This window comes from Kosakonia sp. CCTCC M2018092 (genome assembly GCF_003864115.1).
In the GTDB taxonomy this organism is placed as follows: domain Bacteria; phylum Pseudomonadota; class Gammaproteobacteria; order Enterobacterales; family Enterobacteriaceae; genus Kosakonia; species Kosakonia cowanii.
Window position 1 is genome coordinate 3448633 of sequence record NZ_CP034225.1, and the last position, 16006, is coordinate 3464638.

Below are 16006 nucleotides of genomic sequence, written 5' to 3' on the forward strand. Positions count from 1 at the left end.
AGTTTATGCGACGTTACGCCTACGTCCCCGCCTTAACCCTGCCTTACTTCTTGGGAAATGTCTCAGGAAGCTTTAAGTATCTGTACCTGTTTCTGCATGAATCAGATTGTAAAAATGTTGATCTTAACAGGGCATAAAACAGGACATGCAGTGTGTGTTTGCTGCTGGCAAAGCCTGAATGGACAGGGCGTTTTAGCCGAAGAATAAAATACGTTGGCGAGGGAAAAATGCGAAAACGTATCCGTAGAGAAAAACATCGCAGCGATAAACCGACACATCGGGTTCTACCTTACCGGGGCGCAACGCCTCCCCTTTTTGATACGCTGGAACAACTCGTCCAGCAACTCAATTTCGCACTGCCGGAATATATGATTAGCCAGACGCTAATCTCCACCGATCACTATTTGAGTTATGCCTGGCGCAGTTGCCTCTTCTCCGGTAAACGAAATGCAGTCTTTCCATCGCTTGAGATGGCAAACCACCAGCTTTGCGAACCCTATCTGTCGCACTTAATTGTGGATATGGAGACCCTGACCACCTCCCGGCTGGAGGCGCTGGAAACCCTGCGGCAGCCCAACTTATGTAATCGCGGTTTGCATATCTATCTCTTAACCTCAAAAGACGATCCGGCACAAATGAGCTTTCTGCGCGCAGCAGGCCCTTTTCATGTCATTGCCCGCGATCTCTCCGTTGTTCCGTTCCGCCAGGCACTGCTGGTGCCCCCTGAAAGAAGTATTCACGCTCCGCTCTTTCCGGCCACAGAGTGGAAAATTCTCTCTTCTCTGGCGCGAGGACTAACCATGAAACGCATCGCAAGACAACTTAACCTCCCTTACCATCGCGTTGTTTACCGACTCAATACCCAACTTAAGCTGCTTGGCCTCCCCGATCGACAAAGTCTTATTCATCTCCTGCATCGTCTGACCCTCAACAGGCATCACCCGACGCTATGAATGAAGCCTCTCCTCAGCTTGTCTTATGGGTAAAAGAGAGAAGAAAGCGCACCTGGTCAGATCTTTTTTAACAAAAAGATCACAATTAAAACTAATCCTGGGACCGGAGAAAGCACCTGCCTTTCTCTGGTATCCGCTCTCCACAATGCTTTGCTCACGCCAGCTGCGAATAATATGCCGCTCATCTTCTTAACAGGTTGAAAACAATTAGATTGTTATTTTGTTTTGCTCGCCGTAAAAATCATAATTCCCTAAAACAAGAAAAATTGATAACAGATAGATTCAAATATCTTTTATGCTCTTTTATTCCTCAGGATTTCCTGTCGGCAAATAACTCACGCTAACTCATAAGACCTCTCCATACATACTTACCAGGTATAATTGATCTAGCGCATTAACTCGCATGCCATTTCTCTTGCGTTAATCCGGAATAGATTATTTTTCCCCTTCGCAGTCTGCGAGGGAAAATAGTCTGGCAGACACAAGGATGCTACCGGTTTTCCCATGAAAATTATCTTCGTCACAGAAAACGTCAACGGCAATTACTCCTCTTAACGTCTGTGGCACACCTGCGTAGACGAGGCATAAAAAAACAATCAGAGGCTAAAAAAGATGAAACCGGCTTCCGTCATTATTATGGATGAACATCCTATCGTCAGGATGTCGATAGAAGTTCTGTTGCAGAAAAGCCAGAATGTGAACGTCGTTCTGAAAACAGATGACAGCCGCAGTGCGCTTGATTTTATTCGCGCCAATAAGGTGGATCTGGTTATTCTTGACATTGAATTACCGAAGACTGATGGTTTTACTTTATTAAGAAAAATCAAAGCAGTAAGAGAAGATGTCAACGTGCTTTTTCTCTCTTCAAAATCAGAGTCGTTTTATGCCGCACGTGCAATCCGCGCAGGCGCGAATGGTTTCGTCAGCAAAAGAAAAGATCTCAACGATATTTATAATGCGGTAAAGATGATTCTTGCCGGGTACTCTTTCTTTCCTTCTGAAACGCTTAATTACATTAATCATCCCGGCAAACGAAAAGGGGAAACACGGGATATGCCGCTCTCTAATCGCGAAGTCACGGTATTACGCTACCTGGCTAACGGTTTTTCGAACAAAGAGATTGCGGAGCAATTGATACTTAGCAACAAAACTATTAGCGCTCATAAATCAAATATCTTCTCTAAGCTTGGCGTTCATACCATCGTTGAGTTGATTGATTATGCCAAGGCGCACGAGCTGTTATAAAAAAGGCCGCAACAGATGCGGCCTTTTCTATACGCTCTTTTAAAAAGAAAGCTTAATAATAATTAATGGTAAACGTGGCATCTGATTTAGCAATACCAGGCGTGGGATTATTCACCAGCGCAATGTAATTGGCAAAAAACTGCAAAAGCGAATTGCCATTACGATCCACGATAATTGCCTGGCTGGGTACCTCAAGATCTAAAGGCGACAGATCGTGGTCACGCAATTGGATCGCTACCTGATGCGCCAACTTACCGTCGCTGAGAGCTAACCATGCAGGATTGCTGGCGGCTTTTCCCGAAAATGTTATCGAAACACTTCCCGGCGGGCACCCTTTCAATTTCACCGAAAAAGCCACCGGCGTGGTGATATTTCCAGCCATCCGCAGTTGCCTGATCGGCCAGCGTCCTAACGAGACCGTTTTTTGGCTATCGCTGCTTTCCACCGCGCATCCGGCGTTAATAACTCTGGCGCGCAACTCAATGTTGGTTTGCGCAGCGGCGGCATTCAGCCCGTAGCCGAGTAGCAAGACAAAGTGTAAAAACCGGGGCATTACGGCTCCTTAATTATATTCCACGTGTAAAAACCCGCGCGCGCTGAAAGGCCCCTCTGCCGGTTTCTTGCCGGTAACGCTGACGGGCCAGGCTCGAATGCCGACCCGTGCCGCAGCGTTCTTATCAAGCTGAAGCGGGATCACACTGAAAATACTATTGGGCGTAAAGGGCTGGCCCGATTCATTGGCGACCACAAAACCGAGATCCGGATTATCGGAGAGCAGAATGTGATTGGCCGACTTCTCCGCTTCGAGCCGCACCGAGATATTTGCCTGGGCTTTAACATTCGTACAGTTGATGGAAACGGTGCGACTTTGCGGTGTCACACCGCGCGGGCGATTCCCTGCTCCGGCCTCGCTAAACAGCGCGGCACGAATATCGCCAAAATCAAACTCCACTACCTGCCCGGCATTCACCTCGCAGCGCTGCGGGACTTCCACCACGCCGCCCAGGCTAATGGTGTAGACCGGCGTGATCAGCGGATCGTTGACGCCGGTGGTGACATACACAGTAAAGAGGGTCTGCTGCGGGATAGTCACCCGGTTCATAAAGCGTTCGGTCACCCGAAGCTTGAGCAACAACTGTGAATCCATCACGCCAAATGGGCGCTGCTTCGCCACATTCGGCTCCTGCCCCATGCGGATATAGTTATCCGGCGGATAAAACTCACCGGCGTAGCTGTCGTGAATGCGCATTGCCGCCTGCAAATGGGGAGAAATTTGCAGATAGCGGTAACCGTGCGCAGTAAATTCCACCGGGAAACGCGTCACGTAACTGCGGTAGGTATGGGTTTGTCGGGTTCCCGCCGGGCAGATTGCCCGTACGCCGATCCACGCTGATTTCTCCGATCGCGTAACCACTTTATTTAGCTGGTTATTGCTGCTATCGAAGCTGTTCGACAAATCGTAAGTAATATCGGTAGGTGTGCCTTTGGCATTGTAACAACTGGCGGCGAAAGCCTGCGTTGTCGCAAGCCATAACACGCCCGCAAAAATAGATCGCATCGCGTTATCCTTTACTGACACAGTCTGCACTGGCAAGGGTGATGGGCTGCTGAAGGCTGGCTTCTGGTAAGGCGTACGGGGCGAAACAGTGTTCATGAGCGCGCTCCCCCCACTGCACCAGCAGCTCTCCACGCAGCGGTAATCCACTTAAAAAAACCTGTCCCTCCTCGCCCACCATGCTGCTGACGCCGCTGTCGCGCTCCGTGACCAGCGAGCCAAAGGGTACCGCGCGATCGCCAAGCATGACGGTCAGCAGCGCACGCACGCCGATGCGGGTGGTGAAACTGGCGCGCACTAATGCGCCCTGGGTGGGGACCACACTGCCGACATTACTCTCAATATCGGTGTGATCGCTGAGCGTAGCCGTATCGAGCGCCACGCGGTTATGGCGATAAACGGTGGCATAAGGAACGACGGCGTAACCGCGCCAGTCGGTCGTGATTGCGGGCTGATTCTCAATACGTACCCCCTGCGCGCCCGGCGCTTTTATCAGCACATTGGTGTCGCCAAGCGGCTGAGCAAAGGTGAGGCCATCGGCATGAGCTACCGCGCCGCCAGCGAACTGCCAGTTATAGTCGCGCTGCTGTTTATCGTAGTTGTAGCCGAGGTTGAGCCTGCCCCATGCTGCCTGCCAGTGCGCGTTGGCACTGCCGTTATAACCGCGGGAATTACTGCTCCCCTGATTAAGGTTGTAGCTGAGGTTGCTACCGTCGAGCAGTGTCCCGCCGATGCCGGTCTGCCAGCTGGACTGCCCGCTGCTGCTGCGGTTGAAGTTGGCGCTGGCGTAGACGTTTCGCGCCGCACCGCCGCCCGATCCAAGCCCCAGGGCGCTAAAGGGAACAGAGATATTGAGCGCTGCAATTCGTTCCGCCCGCTTGTCGCCGGAAGCGTAGCTCCACGACCACGACAGGGCATAGCTTACTCCTCGCCAGCCGTCGGCATAGCCAAGCTGCAACCAGCGCTGGCTACTCGATTTATCCCAGTATGTCTGCTGCATGCCGGAGAGATAGAGAGATCCGTAATCAGTAAAGCTATGGGTGATATTGGCCTGCACGCGCCGTTTTTTGTTCGCGCTCTCTTCTCCCGATGGCCTCATTTCGCCGCCCGCAGTTTTGCTGGCCGGATAAGCCACCTCGTCCAGGGTGTGAAAACCGCGCGTGGAGTAGCGCCACGCCAGAAACTGAAAGTGCGTACCGAGTTGATTGAGAGATTTGGCATACATAAAGCGCAGCGACTCGCCCTGCTCTTTACGGTTGTTGGCAAGGCGGCTGCGCGCATGGGTCAGATCGAGTGAGAGTGCACCCAGCTCGCCCAGATTCACGCCTGCACCGCTGGCGAACGCAGCGTAATCGCCGGCAAGCTGCGTCCCCCCGTAAAGGGTATAGCCATCTGCCAGACCCGCAACGATTGTCCCTTGAGTAAAAAAGGGTGAAGCGTACTGACGATTACCGCTGCGATAACGCCCGGCCACCACATCATATTTGATGCGTCCTTCACGCTGCAGCAGCGGTAGCGTCGAATAGGGCACGCTATAACGCTGTTGGCTGCCATCTTTCTCCTCCAGCACAACGTCAAGATCGCCGCTGGAGGAGGTTGGATTGAGATCGGTGATGGTAAAAGGCCCGGCGGCAACCGTGCTTTGATAGATGACATAGCCATTCTGGCGAATGGTGAGCCGCGCAGGCGTTCGCGCAATGCCGCGTACGGTGGGCGCATAGCCCTGCTGGCTATCAGGGTACATGGCGTCTGCCGAAAAGAGGCGCAGCCCGCGAAAACCAATACTGTCAAACAGCGCATTCTGCGTGTTGCTGTCACCCATCACCAGCTCGCCTTTCAGCGGTACAACTGTCCGCTGTAACCAGCTGGCGATATTTTCCCAGCGCCTGCTTCCAGCGCCTGCGCTGCGCCAGGCTCCATTATTACGCAGCCGCCAGGGGCCATAATTCAGCCCGCTCTGCAGGGCAAAAAAATAGCTGTCACTCTGCGTGCCGTGGTTGCCGCTAAAGCTGTAATTAAACAATGCAGCGGGAATGCCTTCATCCCAGGATTCCGGTGGAATGTAGTCGCGGGCGCGAAGATGCATTGAGGCCTGCGGCAGGCCGATATCGAGCCGCATAGTTGAAAAGGTAAAGGCGGTTTGTGCCCCCGGGATAGCCTGGCTTATGTCAATACAGTCGCGATCCTGCTGTAGCTTCATCGCAGGAAATGCAGCCATATTGACGCCGATCCGCTCTAACAGCGCTGCTGAAAAACAGGGCATTAACCCGCCCGATGCACCGCCTGCAGCGCTGTTCGCCCTGCGCTCAAAGCGGATATCCTGGGTGGCAATAAATTCATCGTTACGCCAGATATCGACGCGGTAACTGCCCGGGCGCTGATACCCTTTTTCCAGCAGCGACAAATCAGCGACCGAGCCGGGATCGTCAGATAAGAAAGCCGGATTGAAGTAACGTTCAGCATAGAGATCCAGCGGACATAGCGCGGCCAGCACCGAGAGCGCGAACCGCCGCGGAGGAGATTTTATGGTCATAAAGGTTTACCACTCGCCCGTCTAACGCAGGCTAACTGTTCTGACTGGCGTAACGGCACCGTAGTCATTGACTGTCTGAAAAGTGAGATCGCCCCGCGCATCGGGCGGCAGCGCCACCTGCGTACTCTTTTTTGGCGCGACCATGACGTTGTTTACCTTCCGCTGGTTGATATGCATATTCACCAGCGAAAGATAATAGGACGAGGCATTGGCGATCTTCAGGGTGTTCCCCTCGAGCGCAAAGCTCAGCGCCTCCGGTGCCTCTTGCACCAGATCGGTGAGCGTTGAGGGGCGCACAAAGAGCTTAATGCGTGACAAAATCGCCAGATGCAGCACGTTTTTGCCCGCCAGACTCTCTTTTTCCACCGAGGGAATCGCTTTGACATTGAGCCAGAACAGTGATTCGCGGTCGCCGGGAAGCGGTGGACCGACATAAATAATTCGTAACGTATTTTCACTGTTTGGTTCACTGACAAATAATGGTGGGGTAACAGCAAATGTTTTTACTTTCTGCCCCTGCTCATCTTCAATCCATGAATTAATCAAAAACCGGGAATTGTTATCACTATTATTCACCGCGAGCGAAGTCTGTTTCGCCTCGGCCGGATATATAACTCGGGTAGCACCTAAAGAAATACCACCTTCTGCATTTACGGCACTGGAAATAAGAAAAACAGCCGCAATACTCATTCGTAATAAATTCTGCATGGTCAACTTTCTTGTAATAAGAATATTCAAGACAAAATAAACAGATGTCCACAAGAACTCATCCCTGAGAGTGTAGCCTCCTGTCCCCCATTTCTTATTCGTATTTCATAATAAACATCGTGTCAGCATTGGCCGAACCTGGCGTCACCTCTGCCGCAGTCGCTTTATAACGGGCGGCGAATTGCAACGTATTGCTTCCACTCGCCAGGTTTTGCGCAGCCGAGAAAGTTGCGCCGTCGGGCTTCAGCGTTTGGGAATTACTGTCGAGGATCTCGATAGCCACCCCTTTCGCACTGGTGCCGCTGTCGCCCGCAGTGAGCGCCAGCAACGTCGGATCGACATTATCAACCCTTCCTGCAAACGCGACAGAGGCCTGCGTGGCAACGCTGCGATCGCAATCATTCACCGTCAGGGTAAACGGCACCAGAGGCGTCGTATCACCGACATTGCTAAACAAGGTCGTGTGATATTGGCCCATGGCAACGGTTTGGCTGTTCGACTGCACGCTAATCGCGCAGGCAATCTGTACCAGTTCACCTTCAAAATGAATATTGCCTCCCGGAATAACAACCGGCCCGCGGGCTGGCGCTAAACCAGAAAACATCATCATGCTCGCTGCAAGCGAAATAACTATGGGTCTGGTTTTCATTTCATATCCTTATAATTCGTCCAGCGATCTTCATCATCCTGACAAATTTCGCTGATGACTGAAGGCATTTAATGCCCGAAAGATATTCTCCTCCATGAAAATACATACGAAATAGTCCTTATTTCGCGTTTCCACCTGGTCAAGTAAAATGAAGTCAAGGTATTTAATTATCATAATTACTTGCTGCTCTAATAAATTAGCCTTGTCGCAAATTTTAAAATAGACACAAATGCTGCATTTCCCCTAAGTGGTTTCTTAAGAAGATATAAGAAACAGCCCTGCCATATTTTATTTATGTCATCTGAAATAGGGGTGAATACCGCATAGACGCAGGCTTAACCTTACCTTTCTTAGGGGTGATGAGTTGTTTCGTTTTTGTTAAATCAAGCCAAAAACCTCGCCCCTGCTGCTGCTTAGCCAGTGAAATCCACAAACGGTAACTGACAGCGCGGCGTGCTTCTGACAGAATAGCGCGCATCCCCTTTAGTCAATTTAACAGATGGATTTTCTCCCTGATGGCAGCAAAAATTATTGATGGTAAAACGATTGCGCAGCAGGTGCGCTCTGAGGTTGCTGAAAAAGTTCGTGCCCGCGTTGCCGCCGGTTTTCGCGCTCCGGGCCTGGCCGTCGTTCTGGTTGGCAGCAATCCGGCATCGCAAATTTATGTCGGCAGTAAACGCAAAGCGTGCGAAGAGGTGGGATTTGTCTCCCGCTCTTACGATCTGCCGGAAACCACCAGCGAAGCGGAACTGCTGGGTCTGATTGATAAGCTCAACGCCGATAGCGCAATCGATGGCATTCTGGTGCAGCTGCCGCTGCCTGCGGGTATCGACAACGTTAAAGTGCTGGAGCGTATCGCGCCTGATAAAGACGTGGACGGCTTTCACCCCTACAATGTCGGACGTCTGTGTCAGCGTGCGCCGCGTCTGCGTCCCTGCACGCCGCGCGGGATCGTCACCCTGCTTGAGCGTTACAACATCGACACCTTCGGCCTGAACGCCGTGGTGATTGGCGCGTCGAACATTGTTGGCCGCCCGATGAGCATGGAGCTGCTACTGGCCGGCTGTACGACCACCGTAACGCACCGCTTTACTAAAAATCTGCGCCAGCATGTGGAAAACGCCGATCTGCTGATTGTCGCGGTGGGCAAACCGGGCTTTATTCCCGGCGAGTGGATTAAAGAGGGCGCGATTGTCGTGGATGTCGGCATCAATAGGCTGGAAAATGGCAAAGTGGTCGGGGATGTGGTGTTTGAAGAGGCCGCTGCGCGTGCCTCTTACATTACGCCAGTGCCCGGCGGCGTAGGTCCGATGACCGTGGCAACCCTGATCCAGAACACGCTGCAGGCGTGTGAAGAATATCACGATGTAAAAGGCAATTAAGATGGCAACATTTTCCCTTGGTAAACACCCGCACGTTGAGCTGTGCGATCTGCTGAAACTGGAAGGCTGGAGCGAGAGCGGCGCGCAGGCGAAGATCGTTATCGCCGACGGTTATGTGAAGGTCGACGGCGTGGTTGAAACGCGTAAGCGTTGCAAAATTGTCGCCGGGCAAACCGTGACCTTTGACGGACAGAGCGTCACCGTCACCGCGTAACCCTCCTGTGCCCGATGGCGCTTTGCTTATCGGGCCTACGCTTTCCCCGCTTGCATCCTGCGGCAATTCTGCCCGATGGCGCTGCGCTTATCGGGCCTACAATTTCCCTGCTTGCATCCTGCGGTGATTCTGCCCGATGGCACTTTGCTTATCGGGCCTACAATTTCCCTGCTTGCATCCTGCGGTGATTCTGCCCGATGGCGCTTTGCTTATCGGGCCTACAATTTCCCTGCTTGCATCCTGCGGTGATTCTGCCCGATGGCGCTGCGCTTATCGGGCCTACTCTTTCCCCGCTTGCATCCTGCGGCAATTCTGCCCGATGGCGCTGCGCTTATCGAGCCTACGATCTCTGCATGGTGATTCGATCTGCGTAGGCCGGATAAGGTGCAGCCGCCATCCGGCAATGCCCATCCAATGCCCATCCAACGCCCATCCAACGCCCATCCAATACCCCTCATCGATAACGGTCAATTACCGATCAACCTCAAAGAATCACCAATTCCTCTGGCTGAACACCAAATTTCTGTTGCGGCGTTTTAAGAGTTATCTCACGATAAGTAGAACGTTCTACTAAAACGTTCTACTAACAAAAATAACGCGCAAAACGCGCAACTTCGGGGGAAGTCAGCATGAGTCTGATATCTGGATTTGTTAAATCGCTCTCTAAATTGTCGATGATTGGTCGCGCCTTAATGCTGCCCATCTCGCTGCTACCCGCTGCGGGTCTGTTACTGGCCTTCGGCGATAAATTCCACCTGCCGTTAATGATGAATGCCGGTGGCGTCATCTTTGACAACCTGCCCATGCTCTTCGCCATTGGCTCTGCGGTCGGCCTGGCCTCGGAATCGGGTATTGCTGCGCTTTCGGCGGCGGTCTCGGTCTTCATCACCAATATCACCATCGGCACCATGCTCGGCATTACGCCCGAGATGGCCTCGCAGGGCGGCAAATATGCGATGGTGGTCGGCATCCCGACTTTACAGATGGGCGTCTTTGGCGGTCTTATCTGCGGTATTCTCGCTGCCTGGTGCTACAACCGTTTCCATACTTTGCAGTTGCCGGAGTTTCTCGGCTTCTTCTCCGGTAAGCGTTTTGTCGCTATCGCCACCGCCTTTCTGTCGTTCTTGCTCGGCCTGCTGCTGCCCTATGTCTGGCAACATATTCAGGCCGGTATTGATGCGCTGTCGGTGGTGGTCAACGGTGATAACCAGGCGGCATCGACCTTTATTTTTGGCCTGGTCGAACGCGCGCTGATCCCGCTGGGCCTGCACCACATCTGGTACCCTTCTTTCTGGTATTCATTTGGCGATTACACCACTCAGGCAGGCCAGGTGATCCACGGCGATCAGACGATCTGGTTCAAAATGCTGGAAGAGGGTGTGAAATCCTTTAGCAGCGACAGCTACCACGACGCCGGTAAGTTTATGCAGGGCGAGTTCCCGCTGATGCTGTTTGCGCTGCCAGCGGCCTGTCTGGCGATGTACCACGAAGCGCATACGCGTAACAAAAAGATCGCCTTCGGTATTCTCTTCTCCGCCGCGCTGACCTGCTTCCTGACGGGCATCACCGAGCCGGTTGAGTTCACCTTTATCTTTGTGGCACCAATCCTCTACGTCTTTAACGCCATCATGGCGGGCCTGGCCTATATGTCGATGTACCTGCTGCATGCGCATATCGCCAAATCCTTCTCCGCAGGCTTTATCGACTACCTGTCGTTCGGCATTCTGCCGTCGTTTAACGGCTATCAAACTAACTACCTGAATGCGGTGATTGTCGGTATCCCGATGGCGGTGATCTACTACTTCACCTTCCGCTTTGTGATCCGTCGTTTTGATGTCAAAACCCCGGGGCGCACGGACGTAACGGCGACAGCAGATGATAAAACCGACAACGAACTGGCGGGCGAAATTATTGGCCTGCTGGGTGGCGCGCACAATATCGCTTCTGTCGGCTCCTGCATCACCCGTCTGCGTCTGGAAGTAGCAGATAGCCAGAAAGTGGATAAAGATGGGCTGAATAATCTTGGCGCGCGCGGCGTGGTGTTTGTCGGCGACAGCGGCATCCAGGTCATTTTTGGCGCAAGGGCACAATTTATCGCCCAGAGCATGTCCACGCAGATCGGCAAAGCATAAGATAACGGCCTGGCACGCACCGGCGTGTCAGGCCCGGCTGAGCAACATTAACGACAGGGAGCAGCGTTGAAGAAAGTCAGCATTATTGATGTGGCAAAGCACGCGGGCGTCTCCGTTTCCACGGTCTCGCTGGTGCTGCGCCAGAAAGGGAAAATCTCCGACGCGACCATCGAAAAAGTGCAGGTAGCGATTGCCGCACTCGGGTATGTGCATAACGTCGCGGCGGCGAACCTGCGCGCCAACACCTCAAATCTTATCGGTCTTATCCTCCGCGACTTCAGCGACAGCTTCTCAATCAAAGTAATGGCCAGCATCGTGCAGGAGCTGGAAAAGCACGGCTTTATGGTCTTTCTCGGCCAGCCGCTGAATGATGGCGAGCACCTCGAGCGCAGCCTGCTCTCCTTTAAACAGCAGGGCGTGGCGGGCGTGATTTACCTCTCGTGTGATACGCGGTCACTCACTCTGCCCGCACAACTGCAACAGTGCGCGCTGCCGCTGGTGGTGGTCTCGCAATCGCTGCTGGAAGAGCCCTGCGATCTGGTGATGCGTGATAACCGCCAGGCCGCCGCGCTGGCGACCCGCTATCTGATTGAACGCGGTCATCGCAATATTGCCTATATTGGCGGTATTGAAGGGGATGTGATCCGCCAGCAGCGGCTGCTCGGTTTTCGCCACGCCATGGCGCAGCACGGCCTGGTACTGCGCGACGGCGCGACGCCCGCCTGCCACGGCGACACGGAAGCCGCCAGCCGCGCAACTCGTCAGCTACTGGAACAGCACAACACCATTACCGCCCTGCTCTGCCACTCACCCGATGCGATGATTGGCTCGATAAGCGGCATCCATCACACCGGGCGCACCGTCGGGAAAGATCTCTTTTTAACCCAGCAGGTGGCGCTGGTCGGCTTTGAAGATATGCTGCACATCAATCTCACTTCGCCAGCGTTTACCTACGTCTCCTCCGCCAGTGAAGAGAGCGGACGCCAGGCCGCCGGGCTAATGATGCGCAAGCTCAAGGAGCCGCAGTTACAGACGCAGCGCATAACCCTCTCCGGGCAGCTTATCGTGCGTGAATCTGCCTGACGCGCAAATCAGGCGTGAAGAGGGCGCGTTTTGGCTATAATCCCTTTTTTCTCAGCGAGATGCTTTATGCCAACTATCGTCACTCACGCTGCTGTCCCGCTCTGTCTCGGGCTTGGGCTCGGCAGTAAAGTCATCCCTCGGGGGTTGCTGCTGGCAGGAATGGGACTTGCGATGCTGCCGGACGCCGATGTGCTGGCGTTTAAATTCGGCGTCGCTTACGGCGATGTTCTCGGCCACCGCGGTTTTACCCACTCCCTGCTCTTCGCCTTTGTCGTTCCGCTACTGGTGGCCTGGCTTGGGCATAAGCGCTTTAAGGCAAGCCTCGCGCGCTGTTGGGCATTTTTAACCCTCTCCCTGCTGTCGCACAGCCTGCTGGACTCCATTACTACCGGCGGGAAAGGGGTTGGCTGGCTCTGGCCCTGGTCTGATGAACGCTTTTTCGCACCGTGGCAGGTGATCAAAGTCGCGCCGTTCGCCCTGTCACGATATACCACGCCCTACGGGCATCAGGTGATCCTATCTGAACTGATGTGGGTATGGCTGCCGGGCGTGGTGGTGATGGGATTATTGTGGTGGCGCAGACGGTAAGGTCTGTAGAAAGAAAAAGCCGCCATCCGGCACAGTGCGGATGGCGGCTTCGATAAGCGGACAGCGCGAGCGGCTGTCCGTTTTGCGGGATTACTTACGGCGCCAGGTGGTGCCCTGCGGGCCATCTTCCAGCACGATGCCCATCTCGTTCAGGCGATCGCGCGCGGCATCGGCCGCTGCCCAGTCTTTCGCTTTACGCGCGTCCAGGCGCTGCTGAATAAGCTGCTCAATCTCTGCAACTTCGCCGTCATCCGCCTGCGCGCCGCTCTGCAGGAAGAGATCCGGGTTCTGCTCCAGCAGACCCAGCACGCCCGCAAGCTTACGCATATGTGACGCCAGCGCGTTTGCTGAATGAGCATCTTCCGTTTTCAGGCGGTTCACTTCACGCGCCATATCAAACAGCACCGAGTAGGCTTCCGGCGTGTTGAAGTCATCATCCATCGCTTCAATAAAGCGCGCTTCAAAAGCTTCACCGCCCTCAGCCGCGACTGACGCATCGGTTCCGCGCAGCGCAGTGTAGAGACGCTCCAGCGCCGAGCGGGCCTGCTTGAGGTTCTCTTCGCTGTAGTTAAGCTGGCTGCGGTAGTGGCCGGACATCAGGAAGTAGCGAATGGTTTCCGCATCGTAATATTTCAGCACGTCGCGCACGGTAAAGAAGTTGCCCAGCGATTTTGACATCTTCTCGCGGTCAACCATCACCATACCGGAGTGCATCCAGTAGTTAACGTACTCGCCATCGTGCGCACAGGTCGACTGGGCGATTTCGTTTTCATGGTGCGGGAACATCAGATCCGATCCACCGCCGTGAATATCAAAATGCGCCCCCAGCTGTTTGCAGTTCATCGCCGAGCACTCAATGTGCCAGCCCGGACGCCCTTCGCCCCACGGCGACGGCCAGCTCGGCTCGCCCGGCTTGGACATCTTCCACAGCACAAAATCCATTGGGTTGCGTTTGATATCCGCCACTTCGACGCGTGCGCCTGCTTGCAGTTGATCAAGATCCTGACGCGAAAGCTGGCCGTAGTTCGGATCGCTCGGCACGGAGAACATCACATCGCCATTATCCGCCACATAGGCGTGGCCGCGCGCCAGCAGCCTCTCGGTGATCTCAATGATTTCGTGAATATGGTGCGTCGCACGCGGTTCGTTATCCGGGCGCAGAATATTGAGCGCATCAAAATCGGTGTGCATCTCGGCGATCATACGATCGACCAGCGCCACGAAATCTTCGCCGTTCTCATTGGCACGTTTGATGATCTTGTCGTCGATATCGGTGATATTGCGCACATACTTCAGCTTATAGCCGAGGAAGCGCAGGTAGCGCGCGACGACGTCAAAAGCGACGAAGGTACGGCCATGACCAATGTGACAGAGATCGTAAACAGTGATACCACACACGTACATGCCGACTTCCCCGGCATGGATAGGTTTGAATTCCTCTTTTTGGCGCGTCAGTGTATTAAAAATTTTTAACATCGAAGATTCCATGTAGACGTGTGTGTGCGTGAAAACCGTATATATTACCTGTAATTCAAACCCGAAGCAGCTCACTTTGCAAGGTGATCCAGCCTCGCGGTTATGCTATAACAAGCCACTATCTCTGACCCAAACGCGGGTCTACGCACCACACTATCAGAACAGGATGCAATAATGGTTACTTTCCACACTAATCACGGCGATATCGTAATCAAAACCTTTGATGACAAAGCGCCTGAAACAGTTAAAAACTTCCTGGACTACTGCCGTGAAGGTTTCTACAACAACACGATTTTCCACCGTGTGATCAACGGCTTTATGATTCAGGGCGGCGGTTTTGAACCGGGCATGAACCAGAAAGTCACGAAAGACGCGATCAAAAACGAAGCTAACAACGGTCTGAAAAACACCCGTGGCACGCTGGCAATGGCGCGTACCCAGGCTCCGCACTCCGCAACCGCACAGTTCTTCATCAACGTCGCGGACAACGACTTCCTGAACTTCAGCGGTGAAAACCTGCAGGGTTGGGGCTACTGCGTTTTCGCAGAAGTGGTTGAAGGTATGGACGTGGTCGACAAGATCAAAGCGGTCTCTACCGGTCGCAGCGGCATGCACCAGGACGTTCCGAAAGAAGATGTGATCATCGAAAGCGTGGACGTCAGCGAGTAATTCGTGGCAACACTCTTTATCGCAGATCTCCATCTGCACACTGAAGAACCGGCGATCACCGCCGGTTTTCTCCATTTTTTAGACGGCGTTGCCCGTGAGGCCGACGCGCTCTACATTCTGGGCGATCTGTTCGAAGCCTGGATTGGTGATGACGATCCCAACCCGCTGCACCAGCGCGTCGCAGCCGCCATCCGCGCCCTTGTCGACAGCGGCGTCCCCTGCTATTTCATCCACGGCAACCGCGATTTTCTACTCGGCAAACGCTTTGCTCGCCAAAGCGGCATGCAGCTTCTTCCGCAGGAAAAAGTGCTCAACCTCTATGGTCGTAACGTGCTGATTATGCACGGCGACACGCTTTGCACCGACGATGCTGGCTACCAGGCTTTCCGCGCCAAAGTGCACCAGCCGTGGCTACAAACGCTGTTTCTCGCCCTGCCGCTGTTTATTCGCCACCGCGTGGCGGCAAAAATGCGTGCTGGCAGCCGTGCAGCCAACAGCAGCAAATCGCTGGCGATCATGGATGTCAACCAGCAGGCCGTTATCGAGGCGATGGAGAAACATCGCGTCCAGTGGCTGATCCACGGTCACACCCACCGCCCGGCCGTTCATCAACTGGCCGCAAATGATGCGCCCGCCTGGCGCGCTGTACTGGGTGCCTGGCACAGCGAAGGCTCAATGATTCGCGTCAGCGAAAGCGACGTAGAACTCGTGCAATTCCCCTTCTGACATACGAACTGGCTTACCGATAAATCAAGCAAACTTCATTGCGCAACCGTTTTCCTTGCCTTTTTTCCATGCTATTCTCTCTGCCCTCTGAAG

Annotated in this window: 15 protein-coding genes; 9 read left to right on the forward strand and 6 right to left on the reverse strand. The window is 53.8% G+C overall.

The window, feature by feature from the left end; all coding sequences use genetic code 11:
• The first annotated feature begins 227 nt into the window (after positions 1-227).
• Positions 228-953, forward strand: a complete 726-nt coding sequence (locus EH164_RS16455) for a response regulator transcription factor (RefSeq protein WP_071789467.1) — start codon at positions 228-230, stop codon at positions 951-953.
• A 612-nt stretch (positions 954-1565) separates the two neighbouring features.
• Positions 1566-2198: a fimbria biosynthesis transcriptional regulator FimZ gene (gene fimZ / locus EH164_RS16460; protein ID WP_023479072.1), complete on the forward strand. Its 633-nt coding sequence runs from the start codon at positions 1566-1568 to the stop codon at positions 2196-2198.
• Positions 2199-2250: 52 nt separating this feature from the next.
• On the opposite strand, the gene sfmF is transcribed toward fimZ, so the two are convergent.
• The 5 genes from sfmF to fimA form a co-directional block, all read right to left on the reverse strand.
• On the reverse strand, positions 2251-2751 hold the full coding sequence (gene sfmF, locus EH164_RS16465; protein WP_124969282.1) for a fimbria assembly protein: 501 nt from the start codon (positions 2749-2751) through the stop codon (positions 2251-2253).
• A gap of 9 nt (positions 2752-2760) precedes the next feature.
• Positions 2761-3756, reverse strand: coding sequence for a type 1 fimbria D-mannose specific adhesin FimH (gene fimH, locus EH164_RS16470; protein WP_124969284.1), 996 nt, complete (start codon positions 3754-3756; stop codon positions 2761-2763).
• Positions 3757-3760: 4 nt separating this feature from the next.
• Complete coding sequence (gene fimD, locus EH164_RS16475) at positions 3761-6286, reverse strand: outer membrane usher protein FimD (RefSeq protein WP_124969286.1); 2526 nt, start codon at positions 6284-6286, stop codon at positions 3761-3763.
• Between the two features lie 21 nt (positions 6287-6307).
• Positions 6308-6994 (reverse strand): type 1 fimbria chaperone FimC, encoded by a 687-nt coding sequence (gene fimC / locus EH164_RS16480; RefSeq protein ID WP_124969288.1) that lies wholly within the window; start codon positions 6992-6994, stop codon positions 6308-6310.
• Positions 6995-7088: 94 nt separating this feature from the next.
• Positions 7089-7643: a type 1 fimbrial major subunit FimA gene (fimA, locus tag EH164_RS16485; RefSeq protein ID WP_124969290.1), complete on the reverse strand. Its 555-nt coding sequence runs from the start codon at positions 7641-7643 to the stop codon at positions 7089-7091.
• Positions 7644-8158: 515 nt separating this feature from the next.
• On the opposite strand from fimA, the gene folD reads away from it, so the two are divergent.
• From folD to EH164_RS16510, 5 genes are all read left to right on the forward strand, one after another.
• The gene (gene folD / locus EH164_RS16490; RefSeq protein WP_124969292.1) at positions 8159-9025 is read left to right on the forward strand and encodes a bifunctional methylenetetrahydrofolate dehydrogenase/methenyltetrahydrofolate cyclohydrolase FolD; all 867 of its coding nucleotides are present in this window, start codon (positions 8159-8161) and stop codon (positions 9023-9025) included.
• 1 nt (position 9026) lies between these two features.
• Positions 9027-9239 carry a ribosome-associated protein YbcJ gene (gene ybcJ, locus EH164_RS16495; protein WP_023479056.1) on the forward strand — a complete coding sequence of 71 codons (213 nt, stop codon included), beginning with the start codon at positions 9027-9029 and terminating at the stop codon, positions 9237-9239.
• Between the two features lie 629 nt (positions 9240-9868).
• Complete coding sequence (locus EH164_RS16500; RefSeq protein ID WP_124969294.1) at positions 9869-11371, forward strand: PTS transporter subunit EIIC; 1503 nt, start codon at positions 9869-9871, stop codon at positions 11369-11371.
• 66 nt (positions 11372-11437) lie between these two features.
• Positions 11438-12454, forward strand: a complete 1017-nt coding sequence (locus EH164_RS16505) for a substrate-binding domain-containing protein (RefSeq protein WP_023479039.1) — start codon at positions 11438-11440, stop codon at positions 12452-12454.
• Positions 12455-12520: 66 nt separating this feature from the next.
• Positions 12521-13042 (forward strand): metal-dependent hydrolase, encoded by a 522-nt coding sequence (locus EH164_RS16510; RefSeq protein WP_124969296.1) that lies wholly within the window; start codon positions 12521-12523, stop codon positions 13040-13042.
• A gap of 90 nt (positions 13043-13132) precedes the next feature.
• Here EH164_RS16510 and cysS read toward each other — a convergent pair whose 3' ends face one another.
• Positions 13133-14518: a cysteine--tRNA ligase gene (gene cysS, locus EH164_RS16515; RefSeq protein ID WP_124969298.1), complete on the reverse strand. Its 1386-nt coding sequence runs from the start codon at positions 14516-14518 to the stop codon at positions 13133-13135.
• A 174-nt stretch (positions 14519-14692) separates the two neighbouring features.
• On the opposite strand from cysS, the gene ppiB reads away from it, so the two are divergent.
• Positions 14693-15187 (forward strand): peptidylprolyl isomerase B, encoded by a 495-nt coding sequence (gene ppiB, locus EH164_RS16520; RefSeq protein WP_023479044.1) that lies wholly within the window; start codon positions 14693-14695, stop codon positions 15185-15187.
• Positions 15188-15190: 3 nt separating this feature from the next.
• The gene (gene lpxH / locus EH164_RS16525; RefSeq protein ID WP_124969300.1) at positions 15191-15913 is read left to right on the forward strand and encodes a UDP-2,3-diacylglucosamine diphosphatase; all 723 of its coding nucleotides are present in this window, start codon (positions 15191-15193) and stop codon (positions 15911-15913) included.
• The last annotated feature ends 93 nt before the right edge of the window (positions 15914-16006 follow it).

Bases quoted from the DNA above. Each gene is read 5' to 3' on its own strand.
- EH164_RS16455 (WP_071789467.1), top strand. From the start codon at position 228: ATGCGAAAACGTATCCGTAGAGAAAAACATCGCAGCGATAAACCGACA.
- fimZ (WP_023479072.1), top strand. From the start codon at position 1,566: ATGAAACCGGCTTCCGTCATTATTATGGATGAACATCCTATCGTCAGG.
- sfmF (WP_124969282.1), bottom strand. From the start codon at position 2,751: ATGCCCCGGTTTTTACACTTTGTCTTGCTACTCGGCTACGGGCTGAAT.
- fimH (WP_124969284.1), bottom strand. From the start codon at position 3,756: ATGCGATCTATTTTTGCGGGCGTGTTATGGCTTGCGACAACGCAGGCT.
- fimD (WP_124969286.1), bottom strand. From the start codon at position 6,286: ATGACCATAAAATCTCCTCCGCGGCGGTTCGCGCTCTCGGTGCTGGCC.
- fimC (WP_124969288.1), bottom strand. From the start codon at position 6,994: ATGCAGAATTTATTACGAATGAGTATTGCGGCTGTTTTTCTTATTTCC.
- fimA (WP_124969290.1), bottom strand. From the start codon at position 7,643: ATGAAAACCAGACCCATAGTTATTTCGCTTGCAGCGAGCATGATGATG.
- folD (WP_124969292.1), top strand. From the start codon at position 8,159: ATGGCAGCAAAAATTATTGATGGTAAAACGATTGCGCAGCAGGTGCGC.
- ybcJ (WP_023479056.1), top strand. From the start codon at position 9,027: ATGGCAACATTTTCCCTTGGTAAACACCCGCACGTTGAGCTGTGCGAT.
- EH164_RS16500 (WP_124969294.1), top strand. From the start codon at position 9,869: ATGAGTCTGATATCTGGATTTGTTAAATCGCTCTCTAAATTGTCGATG.
- EH164_RS16510 (WP_124969296.1), top strand. From the start codon at position 12,521: ATGCCAACTATCGTCACTCACGCTGCTGTCCCGCTCTGTCTCGGGCTT.
- cysS (WP_124969298.1), bottom strand. From the start codon at position 14,518: ATGTTAAAAATTTTTAATACACTGACGCGCCAAAAAGAGGAATTCAAA.
- ppiB (WP_023479044.1), top strand. From the start codon at position 14,693: ATGGTTACTTTCCACACTAATCACGGCGATATCGTAATCAAAACCTTT.